A 19817-nucleotide genomic window follows, 5' to 3' on the forward strand; every position below is an offset into this window, starting at 1 on the left:
GCTCAGCCCTCCGTCCGCCGGCCGAAGAAGGGGAGCCCGGCCCCGCCGGTCCCCAGCACGGCCTCCAGAGCCAGCAGCACGCCCGCCGTGCCCGTGGCCAGGTCCGTGGAGAGGCGCAGGTTGTGGTCCCCGAGGAACAGCAGCCGGCGCCCGTGCGGGACGGCGTGCAGGCCCATGTGGGCCAGGTGCTCACGCACGGCGTGCTCGTCCGCCGCGTCGTCGCGCAGGTGGTGCAGCGCCAGCAGCACACCCGCCCGGCCGTGGAACAGGCCGGCGTGCATCAGGAACTGCTGCCTGGCAGCCTGCCGGAACGCGTCGCGAGCGGAGGCCAGATCGGGGTCCTCGCAGTGCTGGAGCACGTCGTGGAGGACCATGCCGAGACCGCCGCTGCCGAAGGCGATCAGCGGTGTCCGCCACGGCGTCCCCTTGGCCGCGCCGGGCCCCGGGAACCAGCCGATGCTGCTCAGGTCGGCACGGAGCGCCTCCACCGCGTGGTGCAGGAACGTGGTCTCCCCCGTCTCCTCGTACAGCCGTAGGAGGAACAGCGCGCCGCCCGCCGCTCCGCGCAGCAGCCCGGGAGCCCGTCGGCCCGCCGCACCCGCGGTTCCCCGGGAGGACCGGTCCGTCAGTTCCCCGGCAAGGCGGACGGCTTGTTCCACGAGCGCCGTCTCGCCCGTCCGCCGAGCGAAGTGCAGGAGGGTGAGACCGGTGCCCGCGAGGCCGCCGAGCAGGTCCTCCTGCCGGTCGGGCCAGGGCGCCGCGGCAGCCCGGCCGAGCAGCTCACGCGCCTGACCGGCGCGGCCGAGGCGGTCCAGCGCGAAGGCGATACCGCCGAGGCCGTCGTAGAAGCCCGGCCGGGCGTCGGCCAGCCGGCTGCCGGCATCGGCCAGCCAGTCGACATGCTCCTCGGGTACGGACGCGCCCACTTCGGCGAGCGTCCACAGCACGCCGGCGGCGCCGTACGCGAAGCCCAGACCGCCCGAGGGCGTGCAGAACTGCTCGATGTCGCCCGGGTAGAGGCGGTCGCCGCGGTCCGGGGTGGCGGTGGACAGGATGCCTTCGGCGAGCTTCGTACGCAGGCAGGGCCAGTCGGCCGGTTCCGGCCGTGGCCAAAGGGGCTCGGCGTGAGGGGCGCGCCCGGTGGCCGGCCGGGGGACGGCGCGGCCGGAGCCGGAGGGGGCGGGAGCCGGTGCCCCGGTGCCCCGGCCGGGCAGCGGGCCCAGATCGCGCCGGACCTGAGCGGCGAAGTCCGCCGGTACGGGGAAGCGCTCTTCGACCAGTTCGATCAGCTGACGGACCTTCTCCGGGGCCCAGGACATCACGACCGTCATGGGGACGAAGACCGCGAGCCGCAGACAGCCCAGCGCGTACCGGTCGACCGAGACGCCCGTGTAGCCGTCCGGCGCCAGGAATCCCGGGGCGGCGAATGCTTGCCCGGCGGTCTCGCCGGGTTCGCTGCTCGCCTCGAAGTCGATGAAGGAAACCGTGCCGTCGGGACGGATGAGGACGTTGTTCGGGTGGAGGTCGCCGAAGACCACGCCCCGCTCGTGCAGGGCGTCGAGCCCGCTCTCGATCTGGTCCAGGACCGCCAGTGCCCACGCGGCGTACTCGCCGGGCCGGTCCGCGGGCAGGTCGGAGTTCACCAGCGGGTTCCGCCGGTAGAGCTCCTTGCTGAGGGAAACCCCGTGGATGAACTCCCGGGCGAGGAAGTAGTGTTCGTGACCGCCGCGGTACTCGATCAGCTCGGGGACGCAGTCCAGGCCGGAGAGCCGGCGCAGGGCCCAGTGCTCCCTTTGCAGCCGGGCGACCGCGTCGGCACCGGTGTCGTCGATTCCGGCCAGCGGACGGGCCTCCTTGAGCAGGACATCGGTGCCGCTGCGGGTGTCCGTCGCCTGGTAGACGCCCCCGCCGTTGGAGAAGTGCAGCGCCTTGGCGGCACGGAAGGGGAAGTCCTTCAACGTGCCCGCGTTGCGCGCCGCGAGTGCCTCGGCGAGGCACTCCGGCAGTTCGACCCACTGCGGCGGCCGGAACCCGGGACCGCGCACGTCGGGCACCAGCCGGCCGTCCGGGTCCTCGATGCAGTAGACCTCCTCGCCCGCCTCGTTGCGGCCTGTACGGGCGGTGAACCCGCCGTAGCGCACATACAGCGGGCCCTGTCGCCAGCGCAGATCACTGAGGATGTACGGGCCGGGCTCGCCGTCCAGCACATCGCCCAGTTCGTGCAGGACCGTCGCCAACAGGCCCTCGTTGTGCGGGTAGATGGTGATGAACTTGCCGCTGGAGCCGCGGTCTCCGTACTTGCCGTTGCGCCGACGCAGCACATCGAGGCCACGAAGGAACTTGTAGGGGATGGTGCGCTGTGTGCAGTACCGCTGGACGGCATCGAGGACGTTCCCGGCGTTGTCCGGCGTGGCCGAGACATGGATCTTCCAGCCCTGGCCCGGGAGGTCGGCGGCCCGGGGAAAGAGGGACACCCATTCGGGCCCGGCGGTACGGGTCCACCCGGCAGGAAGGGGCGCGCCCACGGCCGCGAAGTCCGCGGCCTCCGGGCGGTCCGTGGGGAGGTCGTAGAAAGGGCTGCCTTTGGGGCAGTAGTCCAGGTACCGCAAGTCCATGAGTTGGTCTCTCGTTGTTCGTTGAGTCGTCGGCCGTGGCCGAACTCGCCCGCGCGCGGCGGCTACCAGCGGAAGGCGGGAGCGACGTACTTGACGTACAGCCACTCGCCCAGCGGCCGGTCGCCGGCGTCCAGCCGCGCCACTCCGCGGGAGTCCTGGGGCGCCGCTCGCAGGGTCAGCGGATAGCTGATGACGGGCATCGGGAAGGAGTCGGTGCGTACGGGCAGGAGCATGGACAGGGGCGCCAGCGTCTCCGTGGCCCGCGGGGCCTGGACGGCCGCGGAACCGGTTCGCTCGCGCATCGTGACCCCGGCCCGGAACAGCTCGACGGGGGAGCCCGCTCGGACGAGGGAGCGGTCGGCCGAAGGGGGCAGCACCAGCTCGGCGCGCCCGCCGTCGTGCAGCGCATAGCTGCCGCTGATGGTGCAGGGCACCGTGACGGAGCCGAGCACGGCGGCTGCGGCCGAGGCGATGAGCAGGGCCGCGGCACCGATCCGCCATGGGCGGGCACCGGCCCGCCGTGCCTCGCGGGCCAGCCTGACGCCGCCGCGCCCGAGGTGGAAGACGAGGCAGCCGATGCCGCACAGCACCAGGGAAGCCCCGAACGCGCCCATGCCCTGGAGCGCGTCGCCCCAGAGGTTGAGCGCCGTCCCGATCAGGTAGAGCGGGAAGGCCAGACAGGCCAGCCCGTAGGGAACCGCCCAGGAGAGCTGCGGCAGCTCCCGTTCGAACCGCCCGCCGAAGAGGGCCTTCGCCAGGAAACGGCGGGCGTCGGTCATTGAACGGTCCCGCAGGTGCGGGATGTCCAGGTGGCTCATCAGCGCGAGGTAGCCGTCGAGCTTGACGAAGGGGAGCAGGTTCAGGAGCCCGGATATGTAGGTGACGACCGCGAAGATGAGCAGCCCGGTGGTGAGCGACGCGTCCAGGAACAGGGCGCAGACCGCCGCCGTCCCGGCGATGACCCACTGGGTCACCACACCCGCCAGCGCGACCCTGACCCGCTGCTCGCGATGCGGCAGCCGCCAGCCGTCGGAGACGTCGCAGAAGAACGCGGGCGTCAGGTAGAAGAGCATCACCCCCATGCGGCTGGGACGCCCGCCGTAGTAGGTGAGCACCGCGCCGTGGCCCATCTCGTGCACCACCGTGGTTGCCAGGACTCCGGCCAGGACGGCGAGATAGACCATCGGGGGCAGCGGCCTGCCCAGGGCGTCCAGCACAGCGGACGACTGGAAAGCCAGGGCCAGCAGCCCGCCCAGCCCGAGCACCGCCGCGGTCACGGCGCCGGCCCGGTTGGCCACCGCCCTGATGACGGGCACCAGCCGGGTCAAGGGCCGTTCCGGCTTCATGAGGGTGAACTGCAAGGTCAGCGGAGGTACGAAGCGGAACCATGTGCTGCGCCGACGGGGCTCGGCCCCGTCGTCCAACAGGCCGCCCGCCGCCAGGCGGCGGACCGCGGTGTCCACATCCCGCTCGGTCCATGGCGGGCCCAGCGTCTCGGCCAGCCCGGCGTGGTCACGGGAACCGTCGACGGCCCGGACGAGCCGGGCCAGGTCGGCCTGGACGCGGAAATACCGGTGGCTGCCACGCTGGATCACCCAGGGGGCCCCTGGTTCGGCCGGCTCGTGCACCGCCACATCGGCGGCGATGCGCGGGCGGGCCAGGAGGCCCGGGTCCAACTCGGCTGATGCCGTCTTACTGGCCATGTCCGGTCGCGCCTCAAGCCACGTCTCGGGAGGTGAACAGCTTGCGGGCGACGAGCCAGGCAACGGCCAGCCAGCCGGCTATGACCACCAGCGCGACCGGCTCGGACAGCAGCTCGGGCTTGCCGTCGCGGTAGACCGAGCTCATGGCGATCGTCAGCAGGTACTTGGCGCCTGCCGGGAACAGTCGCTGAAGGGCGGGGTCGAGGAGGAGAGTGAGCGCCATCAGGGTGCCCACCGCGCCGATCTGGTTGCGGATGATCCAGCCGAGGAAGGTGCCCCACGGCGCGGAGAGCGCGGTGCACAGGAAGACCCCGAGCACGATCAGCCAGGTCTCGTGGGTCCACTCCGGTTCGCGGCCGAACCTCGCCATCATGCCCCAGCCGGAGGCGACGGCGAGTCCCACGGTGAGCAGGCCGTACAGCACGCCCATGGCCGTGGCCACGACGAGCTTGGCGGAGAAGAGCCGCCGGCGGCTGCCGCTCAGCAGCACCGACCGCGTGATCGTCCCGGTGGCGTACTCGCGGGAGGTGAGGATCGCGCCGAGGAGCGAGGAGAACAGCAGCATCATCATCCAGGCCCGGACGATGTCGTCGGTCACCGTGGCGGCGGTGGTCTGCCCTTCGGTGATGCCCTGGTCGCCCTGTGTGGCGTAGCCGAGGCTCGCCAGGAACGACATGAAGATGCCGATCGCGGCCGGTACCCACCAGGCGCGGCCGGTCCACGCCTTCCGCCACTCGCCGGCTATGACACTAGACATGGGTCTTTCCTTCTGTTCCGTCGCCCACCAGTGCGAAGAAGCGGTCTTCCAGGCGCTCCGCGCCGGCTGATGTGAGGTCGGAGAGCGGACCGGCGTAGCGCAGCGTCCGCTGCATGATCACTACGTCGTCCACGGTCTGTTCGACCTCGGCGAGAAGGTGACTGGAGAGCAGGACGGTGCGCCCCTCGTCGGCGAGGGAGCGCAGCATGTCGCGCAGCCAGCGGATGCCGTCCGGGTCGAGCCCGTTGGCCGGTTCGTCGAGCACGAGCAGTTCGGGATCGGCGAGGAGGGCCACGGCCAGGGACAGCCGCTGCCGCATGCCGGTCGAGTACGCCTTGACCTTGCGGTCCGCCCGGTCGGCGAGGCCCACCCGGTCCAGGACCGCGTCCCCGCGCTCCTTCGGCAGGCCCAGCATCCTCGCCCAGGTGGCCAGGGCGCTCCGGCCGGTCGTGCCCGGCAGCTCCCCGATCCCGTCCATGCTGACCCCGACCCGGCGGGCTGCGTCGGGCAGGTCCTGGTAGGCACGGCCGAATACGGTGGCGTGGCCGGCGGTGGGCCGGGCCAGGCCCAGCAGTATGCGCAAGGACGTCGTCTTGCCGGCGCCGTTGCGGCCGAGCAAACCCACCACACGCCCCGGCCTGACGTCGAAGGAGAGATCGTCGACGGCCGTGGTGGCACCGAATGTCTTGGTGACGCCGCGAAAGCTGATGACTGCTTCGTCACTCATTACGGCTCCGTGCAATACCCGCGACAATGAATCCCACGCAGACCAGCAGAACGGCGAACAGAGCCACCATGAGGCCGACCTGTGCGGCCCCGGACATTGTCAGATTGACAATGGCGAGCAGCGCTACGACGGGCGCGGAGACAACGACGGGGATCAGTATCGCTTTCCGCTGTTGACCGTTGGACATGATGGTCTCCTTTGTGGGCTGTGGGGGGGAAGGGAATGCCATGGGAGGGTGCCATGGCGGTGGCACGTCTGCTACCACCACGGCACCTCGTGCTCAGGGATCACCCACGCATCGGCCGAAGTGCGCGGGCGCTGAGCGGGCCTTCGGCCGGATCAGGTAACGATGCTGGCCGCGACGGTCAGGCCGCTGTACGCGACGGACGACGCGAGGCTGGCGGCGCTGATCGTGGCGCCGGTCTTGAAGCCCGACCAGAAGTCCGGGGCCTCCATGGCCTCCAGCTCCTGCATGCCGAGTTCCAGCGTCGACTCGTGGCTCTTCTTCTCCTGCATGTGACACCTCCTGTTTGGGTGATGATTCGGGTGCGGCTGTGCGCGCCCACCTGGCTGTGCCGGTACTACGGGCGCGCGGTATCGGGAATGCGGATGCGCGCCGTATCAGGTGGCGACGGAAACCGAAATACCCCACGCGGCGCTGTAGCCCACGGCGCTGACGACGGTGATACCCGTCCCGACGCCCGCGGCGGTCGACCAGAAGCCCGGGGCCTCCATGACCTCCAGCTCCTGCATGCCGAGCTCCAGCTCGTGGTTGGCGTTCTCCTGCATGACTTTCCCCCTTCGCATTTTCCGTAGATGTTTCTCTTGGCATCCGCACCCGCTGAGGGAGCGGGAGCGGAAGTCTTGTGTGCTGCCGGTCAGGTGTCCGCCGGGACCGGTGTGCCGGACGCCCTCGCCAACAGGCCGCGTACCTCGTCCTCCGTCAGGCCGCCGAGCATGGGCAGCCCCGCGCCCCAGGCGTGCACCGTGCGGCGGGCGAGGGCGTCCAGGTGTTCCGCGCCGAGACCGATACGCCGCTCGATGCGCCAGGACTCCAGGAGCGCGGCGATACCGAGTGCCGGATCAGCCGGCAACGGCCGCGGGCCGATGCCGCGCAGCCGCCCCCACAGGCGGTGCAAACGCCGTGCGGAACCCCACCGTGCGTCACCTTCGGCTATGGACCGCCACAAGTGCGGCAGGAGCGCCGCCACCGCGGTCATCTTGCGCACGCCCGCCGTCGTCGACAGCTCGTTGGCGATGAGCCAGCCTTTGACGGCGTAGGCGTCCCGGCCGAAGTGCAGCCACTCCGCGTGGGTGTGACCGCTCAGTTTCGCTGCTTCCAGGCGTACTTCGTCCCCGATGGCGCGTCCCGCCAGCCGGTCGTCGCGTACGGCGTCGCCCAGGCGGACCAGTTGTTCCGCGACGGTCTCCGTCAGGGCGTCCTCGGTCGGCAGGTCCCGGTCGTCGCCGACGTAGGGGCTGGCGACCCGGAACAGCGCCTCCAGGACACCTTCGGCGACCAGCTCGCCCGGCAGGGTCCGCGTCGCCACCGGGTCCAGCAGAGCGCATTCGGGCCGCAGGCCCGCGCCCATCACCAGCCGTTTGCCGTCCGCCGACGCCAGACAGACGACCGCGCTCACCTCCGCCCCCGTGCCCACCGTGGTGGGCACGGCGATCAGTGGCACCGTGCGGGCGCGGCCGGGCGGCAGCACGACCAGCCCGCTGCGCTGCGGCACCGTGATCCGCTGCGCCACGTCCGGAGCCGAGCACAGGAGCGTGGCCAGCTTGACGCGATCGAGCAGTGATCCGCCGCCGACGCCCACCACGACCTCGGCGCCGGCCAGGTGACGTGCCGACTCCATGACGGCGTCCAGGTCTCCCGGCCCGGCGAGAACGGTGGGTTCGGTGCGGAATCCGGCCCGGTCGAGCCGGTCGCGTACGCGCGTGGCGGTTTCGGAACCGGCTACGCCTTCGTCCACCAGCAGCCCGGCGCGCCGGCCGGGCCGGCCCGCCAGGAGGTCCGAGAGCCGGCCGAGGCCGTGCAGCACCCGCGTGGGGCCCTTGGTGCCGGCGGTCATCCGCGTTCCTCGGTGTGAGGCCGGCGTCCCCGGCCGGGTCCACCGCCCGCCGTGTACGCGTCCAGTCCGGCCCGTACGCACTCCAGCAGCTCGGAGAGTTCGGCGGGGGTGTACGTGAGCGCGGGAAAGAGCTGTACGCCGTTCAGGCCGGGGTGCACGATGGCGCCCGCCGCGCGGATCGCGCCGACCAGCGCGGGGACCTCGGCCTGCGGGAACGGCGCGCCGTCGGCCGTGATCAGGCGGACCGACCGGAAGAGCCCCACGCCTTGGGTGTGCGACACCAGGGGATGCCCGGCGACCAGCTCGTCCAGCTCCGCGTCCAGTCGCACGGCCAGCCTCCGGCCCTGGGCCACTGCGTCCAGCCGCTGCATCTCCGAGAGGGTCGCCAGGATGGCCGCGCAGGTGACGGGGGTGCCTGCCTGCGTCTCGCCATGGCTGAGCACCGCGCCGACCTCGTCGAAGGCCGCGGCCACCGCGCGCGAGGCGACCACCACGGCCGCCGCGCTGGTTCCGTTGGTCAGGCCCTTGGAGGAGATCAGAAGGTCGGGTGGGGCCGGCCACCGTTCCGAGGCGAAGAGCGCGCCGGTACGGCCGAAGCCGGTCGCCACCTCGTCCGCCACCAGCAGGAAGCCATGGGCATCGCGGAGCCGCAGGAGCTCGGCGACGTACTCCTCGGTGAGCGGCACCGCTCCGGTGCCCAGTACGGGTTCGACCACGACGGCAGCGGTCTGCGTGCCCTGCCTGGCCAGCAGCGTCGCCAGCTCGGCCGGTTCGTTGGGGGTGACGTGGCGGACCAGCCGCTGGTCGACGCCGTACACCTGCTGTCCGAGGTCCTCGCCGGTCAGCGCGAACCCGCCGAAGGTCAGCCCGTGGTAGCTGGCCCGCAGCCCTACGACGATCTTGCGACGGGGCTCGCCGCGCAGCGCGTGGTAGTGCCGGGCGACCTTCATGACCAGGTCGTTGGCCGCCCCGCCGGACGTGGAGAACAGTACGCGTGCATAGTGACCGGGGCCGCACGCCTCGATCAGCGCCGCCGCGGCGCGGCGGGCGTAGGCGTTCTCGTAGCGGAAGACGCTGAGGTACGAGGCGTCCAGCAGGGCGTCGGCCGCCGCCCGGGCGACGGCCTGGTTGCCGTAGCCCAGGTTGGTGTTCCACAACCCACTGGAGCCGTCGAGCAGTTCGCGCCCGTCGGCGAAGCGGACCCGTACGCCCTGGGCGGATACCGCGCACAGCGTGTCATCACCGTGGTGCTCGACAGGGAGCAACGCGGGCCACAACGGTCTGAGCCCGGACGTCATGCGCAGCTCTCCGTTTCCAGAAGTACATCGGTCAACCGCGGGCTGACGGCGGGCAACTGCTGTTGGCTGTGCACCGTGAAGCCCGCGTGGGCCAGCTCGTCCCGCAATTGGCCGACGGGCAGGACCCCGACGTTGCTGGTGCACACGGCCGTCGGTCCGTCGGCGGGGTGGGCGGGGAAGATGGTGACGGTCCGTACGGCGTCCCCCGGCACCCAGTGGTCGAAGATGCGGTAGTCCGTGCCGCCGCTGGTCGTGTACGTCTGCTCGATCTCGGGTGGGCCCGTGTAGCCCGGGTCCGCGTCCACCGTGGTCAGCAGGAAGCGTCCGCCGGGCTCCAGGTGGGCGCGGACCGACGCGAAGAGCCGGGCCCGGCCGGCCTGGTCCAGAAGCGAGACCGACGTGGTGCCCAACACGATGACGGGGAACCGCCGGTGCAACGAGAAGTCGCTCATGTCGCCCTGGACGACCGTGCAGCGCTCGGCCAGCGGCGCCGGAGCCTGGGCCAGCCGCTCCCGCAGCAGGGCGAGCATGCTCCGCGAGAGATCGAGCGCGGTGACCTCGCGGCCCATGGCCAGCAGCGGCAGGGTGAGCCGGCCCGAGCCCGCGGCGAGATCCAGCACGGGCCCCGGGGTGCGGCGCACGAGACCCAGAAGCTCACGCACCTCGTGTTGATCACGCCCGGCCATGTCGTGGTAGACGGCGGAGCCGACCTCGTCGTACAGGTCGTGCAGTACCGCGCGTTCACCGAGTTGGGCCAGCAGTTCGCCTGCCCGGCCCGGAATTCTTCGCTCACTCATGGAACTCAGGCACCTGCCGTAACCGGCTCGGCCGTGGTCAGCCGCATGTCCGCGGCGCCGAAGCGCGTGGCGACCTGCCGCAGCGCGTCCCGGTCGGCGAAGGAGGCAGCCGCCTCGACCGAGCCGCACGCCAGCAGCGCCTCGACGAGCTCGGCGGCGGGGAGCCCCACCCGGAACGTCCGGTGTGTGACCGCGCTGTGGAGGTACGCCTCCTCGTCGGTCCAGAGCAGGAGGGGAAGGTCGGTGCCGATGGCGTCCGAGGGCTGCGTGGTGGCGGACGGATCCGGCAGCCCGGCCATCAGACGGCCCCCGAATCCGGACACCCGGGGGGTGGGCAGGCCCATGACACGGAGGCGGCGGATGCCGTCGAGCGCCGCGAAGTACCGGCTGAGCCAGGGCCGCGAGGCCAGTTCCGGTACACGCGCCTCTTCGGGAAGCACGTCTCCCAGGCACACCGGGCCGGAGTGCGCATCGGCCCCCGCGACGCGGGACCACTCCGCTTGCAGCGTGGCCCAGTCATCGCCCACGGACCCCAGCCGACGTCCACCGGGCGAGAGGGAGAGGCGTCCATCCGCTCCCGCGTACAGCCGTCGCCGGGGGCCGTCGCCGGTGACGGCCGCGCCCAGCCCCGCGAGGTCCGCGAGCTGGATGACGGGGTGGCCCAGGAAGTCGGGGAAGACCCCGTCCAGGCGCGCCCGGTCGGCGTCGGCGAGGAAGGCGGCGAAGTCCGCCGCGTCGGCGATGCGGATCAGCGTCGGACCGATGACGGACATGTACTCGCTGATGCCGTAACTCTGCAGCTGGAGATAGAAAGTCTCGGTACCGGAGGACATCGAGAACTCCGTGCCGGGCTCGCTCAGCGAACCTTCGTACCCGACGATGTGCGGGCCGTCGGCGCTGCCCCCATGGCCGGGCACGAACAAGGTGGTGCGCGGGCTGACGAGATCCGAGCCGATGATCTGAGCGAGGTGCTCGGGGCTCTCCAGCACCATCAGCGCGGTCCCGGTGGGGGAACCGGGCTCCCCGGTGCCGGTGTCGCCGACCGGGCCCTGGCCCGTGGCCCAGACCGTCAGCCGCCCTTTGATCCCGTTAACCATGATCTCTTTTCCTCTTCACCACGTAGGGGCCGACGCGGTGGTCGCACCCGGTGCGTGGCCGGTCCTGTGTAGGTGCCTGGCCGTCATGGCTCAGGCGAGTTCGGCCAGCAGCGTCTTGAGCTCTTCCATGGCCGCTTGCGGGCCGCTCACGTTGCACAGCCCGGTCACGTTCAGCACGATCTCGTCCACGCCCGCGTCCCGGTAGGCCGCCAACTGCTCGCCGAGGGCGGGGAGATCGCCGCTGAGGAACGCGCCGCCCTCGACCAGTGCGGCGGCGTTGGTGAGCGGGTCGTCGCCGGCCACGTCCACTCCCGACCTGCGCAGCATGTCGATGTAGTGCGGCGCCCGGATGTGGGCGGCGTTACTGGCCAGCGCGACCTCCGCGGCCGTGTGGCCGGTTCGGCTCAGCGCCAGCGGCACGATCGCGGTCAGCCGCGGTACGGGCCGGCCGGCCGCCTCCGCCCCTTCCCGCAGCGCGGGCACCACGGTCTTCCGCAGGTATGACGCCGGCGTCAGCCACGTGATGGCCACATCGGCGATCTCTCCGGCGAGGCGGGCCATACCCGGGCGCAGCACCCCGAGGCCGATGTCCACCCGCGGCGCCGGGAAAGCCGCCAACTCCGCGTCGCAGGCGAAGTACTCGCCCCTCGTCAGGGTCTGTCCACCACCGTCCAGCAGCCCGCGGACCGCCGTCAGGTATTCCCGCACGGCGGTGAGCGGACTCGCGTACGAGGTGCCGAGCAGGCCGCGCTGGAACTGCTTCGCACCAGGGCCGAAACCGGCGATGACCGGCTGCCCGGTCGTCATGGCCAACGACCTGGCCTGCAGAGCCGCTTCGTACGGGTGACGCAGGGGCATCAACGTCACGCCCAGCCCGACAGGGACACGGAATCCGGCGCCGGCCGCATAGGCGAATCCCTGGTGCGGTTCGACGAACATGGCCTGGCCTTGCCACAGCCGCTGCGCCCGGGTCCATTGGACCAAAGCGGCGTACGGCAGCACTTGTTCCGGCCGTCGTGGCAAAAACGGCAGGAGAACTGAGTACGCGGTCACGGCTTTTTCCCGTTTCACTGAGTTGCATGCGGCTGAGTAGCGCGATGTCCAATCTATGAGGCTTATGGATGTACACCTACCCCTGACATTGGGGGAAAAGCGCAGCCGACCGGCCCATCAGGGGGAGGTCATCCGGCCCACCAGGGGGGTGGATGATGACGGTTATCCCTCATCAGGGGGCGCTGGGGTGGTCGGGTTCTCCTATGTGCGGTATCTGTACTATGAAGTGAGTAAGGCTCATACGCGGGGGTACGCGCACGTGATAGAGGTCGCCGTAATAGATGACGAAGGGCTCGCCCGTGCTGCTCTGCGCATCTTGTTGGATATGGAAGACGGCCTGAAGGTCGTGGCGGACGGCGGCACCCTCCAGGCCCCGCAGTTGGCCCGCTCGATGCGGCCCGACGTGGTCCTGTTCAGTACACGTGCGATGCAGGGAAGCTTCAGCGCCGTCCGGCAGTTGCGTGGGCTCTCCGACGCGCCCGGGGTGTTGGTACTCGCCGGGGACGACGAGGGTGACCAGGTGGAGCGTGCGCTGGTCGCCGGAGCCAATGGCTATCTGCTGCGGGACTGCAACCCCAGGCAGCTTGCCCAGGGGGTCCGCGAGGTGGCGCGGAAGGGGTGGGCCTTCTCCCCTTCGGTGGCCGGTACCGTCATCGACGGATACCTGCGGTCCACTCGTGCCCCGGAGGAACCGCGGCCGGTGGCCGGCCTTCCCCCGGCGGTGCTGGCACGGCTGGACTCCCTCTCCGAGCGCGAGCGAGAGGTACTCGTCCTGATCAGTGAAGGGCTGAACAACCGCGAGATCGCCGTCCGCCTGGTGATCAGTGCGGAGACCGTCAAGGACCATGTACGGGCCGTCCTTTCCAAGCTCGGCGTGGACAACCGGGTACGGGCCGCCGCGATCGCCTGGCGGTCCAGCCTGATGATGGATGCCGCGGCCTGAGCCGAGCGGCCGGGCGCGGCGCGAGGCCGGACCGTCACCGCGCGGGGCCGCCGGGCCGGGGGCCCGCATGCTTCTCGACCACCTCATCGACCACCTCTTTGAACCACGGCGAGCCTTGCAACGGCTGACGCAATGACCTGAGTTGTCGATAGGCGGTCAGACAGCAGGCGAGTGCGAGGAATGCTTCCTTGCTGTCGGCCCGCCGTTCACGGTCAGCGGGGGCCGAGCCACCGCATTGTCTCGGCCTTTTGTTGTCCAATTTCTCTTTGTCCGGCCCTTTCCCCGTGTTACCCGCGCGTCGGCGCCGCATCAGTTCGTGTTCCGCCGAGCAGCGAAAAGTTCGCGGAATTCTTCGGGCCCGTCTCGGTGGGCAGGACGGTGAGGGCTGCATCGGGGCGCTGGTGCGCCATGCGGTTGAGCCGGTCGTATTCGCCGGTGGGTACGCGGTCTGGAATGGGTCCAGGCAACAAACAAGTCCCAGGCCACTGACCTGGGACTTCGTTATGGAGCGGGTGACGGGAATCGAACCCGCGCTCTGAGCTTGGGAAGCTCATGTTCTACCATTAAACTACACCCGCTTGACGCGCCGACCTGGTAAGGACGGTGCAGCGTCGCACACTCTACCCCATCGCAGGCCCCCGGTGCAGTTGACCGTGGGGCCCGGTCGTGTGTGGGGGGTGGGTTGCGGTCCGGGGTGCGGGAGTTGGGGCGTACGGTGGGGGCGCGGAGTGCCGCGTGTGGTGGCGCCCAGTTCATCCCCTAATGTGGCTTTTGTTGTCCACGCACTTGGGAGAAGGACTTGATGGAGCGCACCGTCGTACGTTGTGCCGAAGGGCACGTGTTCAGCACCGCTTCGTTTCCCATGCAGACCACGGACCGGCTCGGCCCCGGCCGGCTGCTGCGGTGCCCGCGCTGCGCGCGGCTGCGGCATTCGGTGCCGGTGCCGGGCGAGAAGCGCTGAGGCGCCGAGGTCGCCGGTGAGTCGCTGAGACCGGGGCCGTCGGGGCCCGGCCGTACGCCGTGCAGCGGTGGTGTGGCGGGCCGGACGGACCGGGCGGCGGAGATGTGAAGCGGACGGCAGCCGGCGGACCGGCTGTGAGAGTTCCGGGCGAGGGCCCGGTCCCGGAGGCGGGGCCGGGCCCTCGCCGTACCCCTGTCCGCGTGGGCGGCGGTGGTGTGCGGAGCGGGGCGATCCGGGCGCGTATCCTCGATGCGTGCTTCTCTCAGACAAGGACATCCGGACCGAGATCGACGCGGGCCGGGTCCGCATCGATCCCTACGACGAGTCGATGGTGCAGCCGTCGAGTATCGATGTGCGCCTCGACCGGTACTTCCGGGTGTTCGAGAATCACCGGTACCCGCACATCGACCCCGCCGTGGAGCAGCAGGACCTGACGCGCGAGGTGGTGCCGGAGGGGGACGAGGCGTTCATCCTGCACCCCGGTGAGTTCGTGCTCGCCTCGACGTACGAGGTCATCACGCTGCCCGACGACATCGCGTCGCGGCTGGAGGGGAAGAGCTCGCTGGGGCGGCTGGGGCTGCTGACCCACTCGACGGCCGGGTTCATCGACCCCGGTTTCAGTGGGCATGTCACGCTGGAGCTGAGCAATGTCGCGACGCTGCCGATAAAGCTGTGGCCCGGTATGAAGATCGGGCAGCTGTGCATGTTCCGGCTGTCGTCGGCCGCCGAGCATCCGTACGGCTCCGAGAAGTACGGCTCGCGGTATCAGGGCCAGCGGGGGCCGACGCCCTCGCGGTCGTACATGAATTTTCATCGGACACAGGTCTGAGGGTGCGAGAGAACCAGTGAGTGGTGTGCGGGAGAACCTGACGTACGAGCGCTTCGGTGGCGCGATCCGGGAGCTGGCGCAGACGATCGCCGACGACGGGTACGAGCCCGACATCGTGCTGTCGATCGCGCGCGGCGGCGTCTTCGTGGCGGGCGGTCTGGCGTACGCGCTGGACTGCAAGAACATCCACCTGGTGAACGTGGAGTTCTACACGGGGGTCGGTACGACCCTGGAGATGCCGGTCATGCTGGCTCCGGTGCCGAACGCGATCGACTTCTCGGACAAGAAGGTGCTGATCGCCGACGACGTGGCGGACACCGGCAAGACGCTGAAGCTGGTGCACGACTTCTGCCTGGGGACGGTGGCCGAGGTCCGCAGCGCGGTGATCTATGAGAAGTCGCACTCGCTGGTCAAGTGCGAGTACGTGTGGAAGCGCACGGACGAGTGGATCAACTTCCCGTGGAGCGTCGAGCCGCCGGTGGTGCGGCGCGAGGGGCAGATCCTGGACGCCTGAGGGCTCATGCCTTTCCGGTCCCGTCGGACCCACCGAGTTCTCGGTGGGTCCTTCGTGTTTACGGGGCGGAAGGTGAATTCGGGCCAATCCCGTTCCGGGTGTTCCACCTGTGACTACCTACGAGTAGAAACCGGCGGAAACAGCAGACCGGAGGGGAGGCCCAAAGGTGCGTGCGAGAGCAGGGCGGCTGTTGGCCGCCGCAGCGGCGTTGGCGGTGGGGTTCGGCGGGGCGGGCACGGTCGCGGGGGTGGGTACTGGTACGGCGGTGGCCGCCGGGGCCGGCCCGACGGCGGCCAAGCCGCTGCCGCCCGAGCTGGAGAAGATCCGGGCGGCCGAGGCCGTCAAGCTGTACGGGGACGCGGCCGAGCGGCCGGCCGGGCAGCGGAAGACCTCGTTGATCTCGCTGGGCGACAGTGAGATAGCGGGGGAGGGCGTCGGTACGTACGAGCCGGGGACGAACGGGCCCGACAACTGGTGTCACCGCTCGCCCGAGGCCGCCATCCACCGCACCGGCATACCGGCGGAGGTGACGTACAACGTCGCCTGCTCCGGTGCGGCCACCGGCAACATCAACATCGGCGGGACCAAGCAGTACGCCGACGAGCTGGTGCAGAGCGACAACCTGGCGATCAAGGCCCGCAACACCCGGCTGAAGATGGTGCTGCTGGTGGCCGGGGCCAACGACGACCTGCAGTTCGGGCCGGTGATGACGGACTGCGTCACCCGCTGGTTCACCCTGCAGGGCACCTGTGAGCCGAAGTACGCGCCGGGCTGGCAGAGCCGGGTCGACGCGCTGGTGCCCAAGGTCGAGCGCAGCGTGCGCGACCTGCGGACCGTGATGCGCGACGCGGGGTACGCGGACGGCGACTACAAGCTGGTCGTGATGGGCTACCCGAGCCCCATCGGTCCGGACATCGAGGACAACCCGAACTTCCCGGGCAAGCTGCCGGGCGGGTGCACGGGCTACACCTCCGACTCGGCCTGGGGCCGCAACACCGCCGTACCGGCCTTCGAGAAGGGCATGCGCAAGGCCGCCGCGGACACCGGCGCGACCTACCTCGACAACTCGCGGCTCTTCCACGGCCATGAGGTGTGCATGGAGGACACCTGGGCCCGCGGCCTGTACGTGGACATCACCAACCCCTTCCCGCCGGACTCCAATTCCGTACGGCAGTCCTTCCACCCGAACGCGCGCGGCCACGGCGCCTTCGCCTCCTGCCTGACGCAGCTGTACGCGTCCGACCGGCGCGAGGCGTCCTGCACCGACCCGGCGAGCACCGGGCAGCCGAAGCTCTACCCGCTGGCCTGGGACGACGTGTACAAGCCGCTGAAGAACGCGGGGAGCGGCAGCTGCGTGGACGCCAAGGGCGCGAGCAGCAGCAACGGTACGGCCGTCATCGGCTGGGACTGCAACGGACAGCGGAACCAGGACTGGTGGTACGACGCGGAGCGCCGCTCCGCGCACGTGGGCCTGACCCAGGACCGGTGCCTGGACGTGCCGGGCGCGAAGTACGAGGCCGGGGCCGGGCTGGTGCTGTGGAACTGCTCCGGGGCGGCCAACCAGCAGTTCGTGAAGGACGCGGCCAGCGGTTCGGTCCGGCCGGCCGCCGCGCCGGGGCTGTGCCTGACGCTGGGCTCGGCCAAGGACGCGGTACGGCTGCAGAAGTGCGACGGGTCGGCGGCGCAGCGGTTCGTGTGAGCCGCTGACAGTGAGTGATCCGCTGGTACGTGGAAGGCCCCGCTCCGGGTGGAGCGGGGCCTTTTGCGGGCCGGACGAGCCAATGTACGGCTAGGGCGTTTCGGATCCGTCAGAAGAGCACACCTAGAGCGTGCCCAGCTTGACCAGGGCCAGCAGCGCGACCAGCTGGATCGCCGAGGCGCCCAGCGCCTTGGGCCACGGGAGGTCGTGCGACTTGCTCACCATCGAGGTGAAGAGCGCGCCCGCGGCCAGCCAGGTGGCCCAGCCCACGACCTGCACCAGCGTGCTGTCACCGCCCAGGAACATCGCGAAGAGCAGCCGCGGCGCGTCCGTGATCGACATGATCAGCATGGACAGGCCGACGGTCGGCTGCCAGGCGCCGTCGCCGCCGAGCTGGCGGGCGAGGGTGTGGGTGACCGCGCCGAGGATCAGGCTGCCGACCACGAACATCACGGCGGTGATGAGCACCCACGGGATGCTGTTGGAGAGCGTGGCGTTCAGCACGTCCTCGCGGGCCTTGTCGAAGCCGAAGACCGCGAGCAGGCCGTAGACGAGCGTGACGATCAGGGCCGGGCCCCAGACCGCGTGGTCGCGCATCTGCCAGAAGGTCGGTCCCGGCCGGGTGACCAGGCCGGTCAGCAGTTGCTTCCAGGGCAGCCGGGGGCCGGCCGGCGGGGCCGTGGTCTGGCCCGCGCGGTAGGTGCCGCCGTCGCCGTAGCCGTCGTCGCCGTACTGGCCGCCGTACCCGCCGTTGTCGTACCCGCCGTTCGCAGGGCCCCCCGAAGGCGGGCCGTACGCGTCCGGGGCCTCGCCGACGCTGAACTGCTGGGTGTGGCCCGGGGTGTTGTCGTTGGTGTACGGGGCGTAGGACTGCTGCTGCGGCTGGTAGCCGCCGTCACCGAAGTACTCGGGCTCGCCGTGCCGGTCACCGCCGTACGGCCCTGGCTGCGGGCCGCCGTACGGCTGCGGGGGCTGCGGCGGCCGGTGCGGTTGCTGCTGCCACTGCTGCCCGTGCGGAGACGGGGGCTGCTGCCCGTACGGCTGTCCCTGCTGACCGTACGGAGCCTGCTGCCCCTGTTGCTGCCCCTGCTGCGCGGACCGGGCGTCCCGTCCGCGACCCATCCTGAATCCAGCCACGTCATCGAACGTACCTGGTCTCGGAAGGCCCGGGGGCCGGGCCCGGGGCAGCGGCCCGCTTTGCTGCCGAGCTGTGACATCCCCTAGGGGAGTGGGGGCGGCTTCCCCGACGGGACGCGGAACAGGACCCGACGGGACGCGGAACACGGGGGTAAGAGGTGCCCGGCTTCACCGGCCCATGAGGCATCGGATCATCGTCGTCCGACGCCTCACGGGCGGGAGGGTCCGGCAGCGGTTACGGGGGGATACCGGCCGGTACCCAGGGGCCGGCCCACCGGTGAATGCCGTCGGCGGCACTCACAGACGGACGTACGCATCGGCGATGCCGACCGGGCCCTGGCACCCAGACCGTAGCGGCAGGGGAGCGGCGGCATGATCCATTCTGCGCAGCGGGTATCCGGATCACGCTGCGTGTTCGCGGCCGGGACCCCGGGGGCGTCCGCCGTCGCGTCAGGGCGCCTGCAACGTTCACGCCTCAGGGCGCCTGCAACGTTTGCGCGTCAGGGCGCCTGCAACGTCTGGGAAGGCGTCTCCCCGAACCGCTCCCGGTAGCTGCGCGCGAAGCGCCCCAGGTGCATGAAGCCCCACCGGTACGCCACTTCGCCCACGCTCAGCTCGCCAGGCGCCGCCCGTCGCAGCTCGTCCCGTACGCGGCTCAGCCGTACGTCGCGCAGGTAGGCCATCGGCGACATGCCGACGTGCCTGCGGAAGCCCTCTTGGAGCCAGCGCACGCTGACCCGTGCAACGGCGGCCAGTTCGGCGGTGTCGAAGGGGTGCTCAGGACAGCTGTGGATGGCGTCCAGCGCGCGCTTGACGGGCGCCGGGCGGTACGAGGGGGCGGGCGGGCGGCTCAGCTCCTCGCGGTACGGATGGTCGGCGGCCAGCAACAGCCCGCCGAGCAGCGCCTCTTGCAGCGGTGCCGACACCATCGGCTGGTGCAGCAGGCCGCCCGCGTCCTGGACGTCCCCTATGGCGGCCCGTACCAGCCGTGCCCAGCTGAGTCCCGGGCCCCGGGACACGTCGAAACCGGTGGCGAAGCGCACCGGCGTGCCGACGGTCCTGCCGAGCATGTGCTCCAGATGACGCTCCAGATCCGCCGTACGGATCTTCAGCGCCAGCAGTCGGCACCCGGCGTGCCACCGGTCGATGGTGGTGGCGCCGTCCGGCTGGAACACCCCGGCCCGCTCCGGTGTGGCGGTCTCCGCCGGGCCCGTGCCCTGCCGCCACTCGATGCAGCCGTTCAGCGGCACGTCCACGTGGTACGCGCCCAGTTCCCCGGACCGCAGCCGCAGGTCGGTGCCGAACCCCACCTCACCGACGGTGACCGCGCCCAGCTGCACCGCGTCCAGCCGCGCGCCCAGGTCGTCGCACGGCCGGAGCCGGTCGATGTGGGTCACGTAGAAGGCCTTGCCGAGCGCCCACCGGGCCTCGTCGAGCTCCGCCGTCCGCAGGGACAGCACGGGGGACGACGCCCCCGGCTCAGCAGACATGTTCAGCACAACCCTTCCCCCGGCTGACAGGTTCCCCCGGGCAGACAGAACCGTCCGTCCGGAACTGTCCGCCTCAACTGCGCACTCGGAAAGGATAGGTGCAGGGGGCAGCGGGCCGG

19 protein-coding genes and 1 tRNA gene are annotated in these 19817 nt (G+C 70.9%); 5 read left to right on the top strand and 15 right to left on the bottom strand.

Annotated features, from left to right (window positions below):
• Positions 1–2: 2 nt before the first annotated feature.
• From lanKC to IH45_RS0106490, 12 genes are all read right to left on the bottom strand, one after another.
• On the bottom strand, positions 3–2615 hold the full coding sequence (gene lanKC, locus IH45_RS0106435) for a class III lanthionine synthetase LanKC (protein WP_030662735.1): 2613 nt from the start codon (positions 2613–2615) through the stop codon (positions 3–5).
• 62 nt (positions 2616–2677) lie between these two features.
• Positions 2678–4318, bottom strand: a complete 1641-nt coding sequence (gene mpaP / locus IH45_RS0106440) for a daptide biosynthesis intramembrane metalloprotease (protein ID WP_030662738.1) — start codon at positions 4316–4318, stop codon at positions 2678–2680.
• A gap of 13 nt (positions 4319–4331) precedes the next feature.
• A complete protein-coding gene (locus IH45_RS0106445; RefSeq protein ID WP_030662741.1) occupies positions 4332–5075 on the bottom strand; it encodes an ABC transporter permease in 744 nt (247 codons plus the stop codon).
• Positions 5068–5802, bottom strand: a complete 735-nt coding sequence (locus IH45_RS0106450) for an ABC transporter ATP-binding protein (RefSeq protein ID WP_032916889.1) — start codon at positions 5800–5802, stop codon at positions 5068–5070. The genes IH45_RS0106445 and IH45_RS0106450 overlap by 8 nt, the downstream gene beginning before the upstream one ends.
• Positions 5795–5989 carry a hypothetical protein gene (locus IH45_RS0106455; RefSeq protein WP_030662747.1) on the bottom strand — a complete coding sequence of 65 codons (195 nt, stop codon included), beginning with the start codon at positions 5987–5989 and terminating at the stop codon, positions 5795–5797. The genes IH45_RS0106450 and IH45_RS0106455 overlap by 8 nt, the downstream gene beginning before the upstream one ends.
• Positions 5990–6141: 152 nt before the next feature.
• Complete coding sequence (locus IH45_RS1000000149220; protein ID WP_199810630.1) at positions 6142–6318, bottom strand: daptide-type RiPP; 177 nt, start codon at positions 6316–6318, stop codon at positions 6142–6144.
• A 105-nt stretch (positions 6319–6423) separates the two neighbouring features.
• Entirely contained in the window at positions 6424–6591 is a 168-nt protein-coding gene (locus IH45_RS1000000149225; RefSeq protein WP_199810631.1) for a daptide-type RiPP, read from the bottom strand.
• Positions 6592–6680: 89 nt separating this feature from the next.
• Positions 6681–7880, bottom strand: coding sequence for a daptide-type RiPP biosynthesis dehydogenase (mpaC, locus tag IH45_RS0106470; RefSeq protein WP_030662750.1), 1200 nt, complete (start codon positions 7878–7880; stop codon positions 6681–6683).
• Positions 7877–9178, bottom strand: a complete 1302-nt coding sequence (gene mpaD, locus IH45_RS0106475) for a daptide-type RiPP biosynthesis aminotransferase (protein WP_050514585.1) — start codon at positions 9176–9178, stop codon at positions 7877–7879. The genes mpaC and mpaD overlap by 4 nt, the downstream gene beginning before the upstream one ends.
• Positions 9175–9975: a daptide-type RiPP biosynthesis methyltransferase gene (gene mpaM / locus IH45_RS0106480; protein ID WP_030662756.1), complete on the bottom strand. Its 801-nt coding sequence runs from the start codon at positions 9973–9975 to the stop codon at positions 9175–9177. The genes mpaD and mpaM overlap by 4 nt, the downstream gene beginning before the upstream one ends.
• A gap of 5 nt (positions 9976–9980) precedes the next feature.
• The gene (gene mpaB, locus IH45_RS0106485) at positions 9981–11072 is read right to left on the bottom strand and encodes a daptide biosynthesis RiPP recognition protein (protein WP_063762950.1); all 1092 of its coding nucleotides are present in this window, start codon (positions 11070–11072) and stop codon (positions 9981–9983) included.
• A gap of 90 nt (positions 11073–11162) precedes the next feature.
• Positions 11163–12143 (bottom strand): LLM class flavin-dependent oxidoreductase, encoded by a 981-nt coding sequence (locus IH45_RS0106490; RefSeq protein WP_324607923.1) that lies wholly within the window; start codon positions 12141–12143, stop codon positions 11163–11165.
• Between the two features lie 46 nt (positions 12144–12189).
• Between IH45_RS0106490 and IH45_RS0106495 the strand changes: the two genes are divergently transcribed.
• Positions 12190–13068 (top strand): LuxR C-terminal-related transcriptional regulator, encoded by an 879-nt coding sequence (locus IH45_RS0106495; RefSeq protein ID WP_267885129.1) that lies wholly within the window; start codon positions 12190–12192, stop codon positions 13066–13068.
• Positions 13069–13572: 504 nt separating this feature from the next.
• Here the strand turns inward: IH45_RS0106495 and IH45_RS0106500 are convergent.
• A tRNA-Gly gene (locus IH45_RS0106500) sits at positions 13573–13646 on the bottom strand.
• A 224-nt stretch (positions 13647–13870) separates the two neighbouring features.
• Here IH45_RS0106500 and IH45_RS1000000149230 point away from each other — a divergent pair.
• From IH45_RS1000000149230 to IH45_RS0106520, 4 genes are all read left to right on the top strand, one after another.
• The gene (locus tag IH45_RS1000000149230; RefSeq protein WP_199810632.1) at positions 13871–14029 is read left to right on the top strand and encodes a hypothetical protein; all 159 of its coding nucleotides are present in this window, start codon (positions 13871–13873) and stop codon (positions 14027–14029) included.
• A 253-nt stretch (positions 14030–14282) separates the two neighbouring features.
• Complete coding sequence (gene dcd / locus IH45_RS0106510) at positions 14283–14858, top strand: dCTP deaminase (protein WP_030662770.1); 576 nt, start codon at positions 14283–14285, stop codon at positions 14856–14858.
• A gap of 16 nt (positions 14859–14874) precedes the next feature.
• On the top strand, positions 14875–15372 hold the full coding sequence (locus IH45_RS0106515; protein ID WP_030180867.1) for a phosphoribosyltransferase: 498 nt from the start codon (positions 14875–14877) through the stop codon (positions 15370–15372).
• Between the two features lie 166 nt (positions 15373–15538).
• Positions 15539–17071, top strand: coding sequence for a ricin-type beta-trefoil lectin domain protein (locus IH45_RS0106520; protein ID WP_030662773.1), 1533 nt, complete (start codon positions 15539–15541; stop codon positions 17069–17071).
• Between the two features lie 123 nt (positions 17072–17194).
• Here the strand turns inward: IH45_RS0106520 and IH45_RS0106525 are convergent, their stop codons facing one another.
• Together IH45_RS0106525 and IH45_RS0106530 are read right to left on the bottom strand one after the other, a co-directional pair.
• Positions 17195–18193 (bottom strand): Yip1 family protein, encoded by a 999-nt coding sequence (locus tag IH45_RS0106525; protein WP_030662775.1) that lies wholly within the window; start codon positions 18191–18193, stop codon positions 17195–17197.
• A gap of 515 nt (positions 18194–18708) precedes the next feature.
• Positions 18709–19698: an AraC family transcriptional regulator gene (locus IH45_RS0106530; protein ID WP_050514591.1), complete on the bottom strand. Its 990-nt coding sequence runs from the start codon at positions 19696–19698 to the stop codon at positions 18709–18711.
• Positions 19699–19817: the final 119 nt, after the last annotated feature.

Origin of the sequence: Streptomyces rimosus subsp. rimosus (assembly GCF_000720725.1) — a bacterium.
In the GTDB taxonomy this organism is placed as follows: domain Bacteria; phylum Actinomycetota; class Actinomycetes; order Streptomycetales; family Streptomycetaceae; genus Streptomyces; species Streptomyces rimosus_A.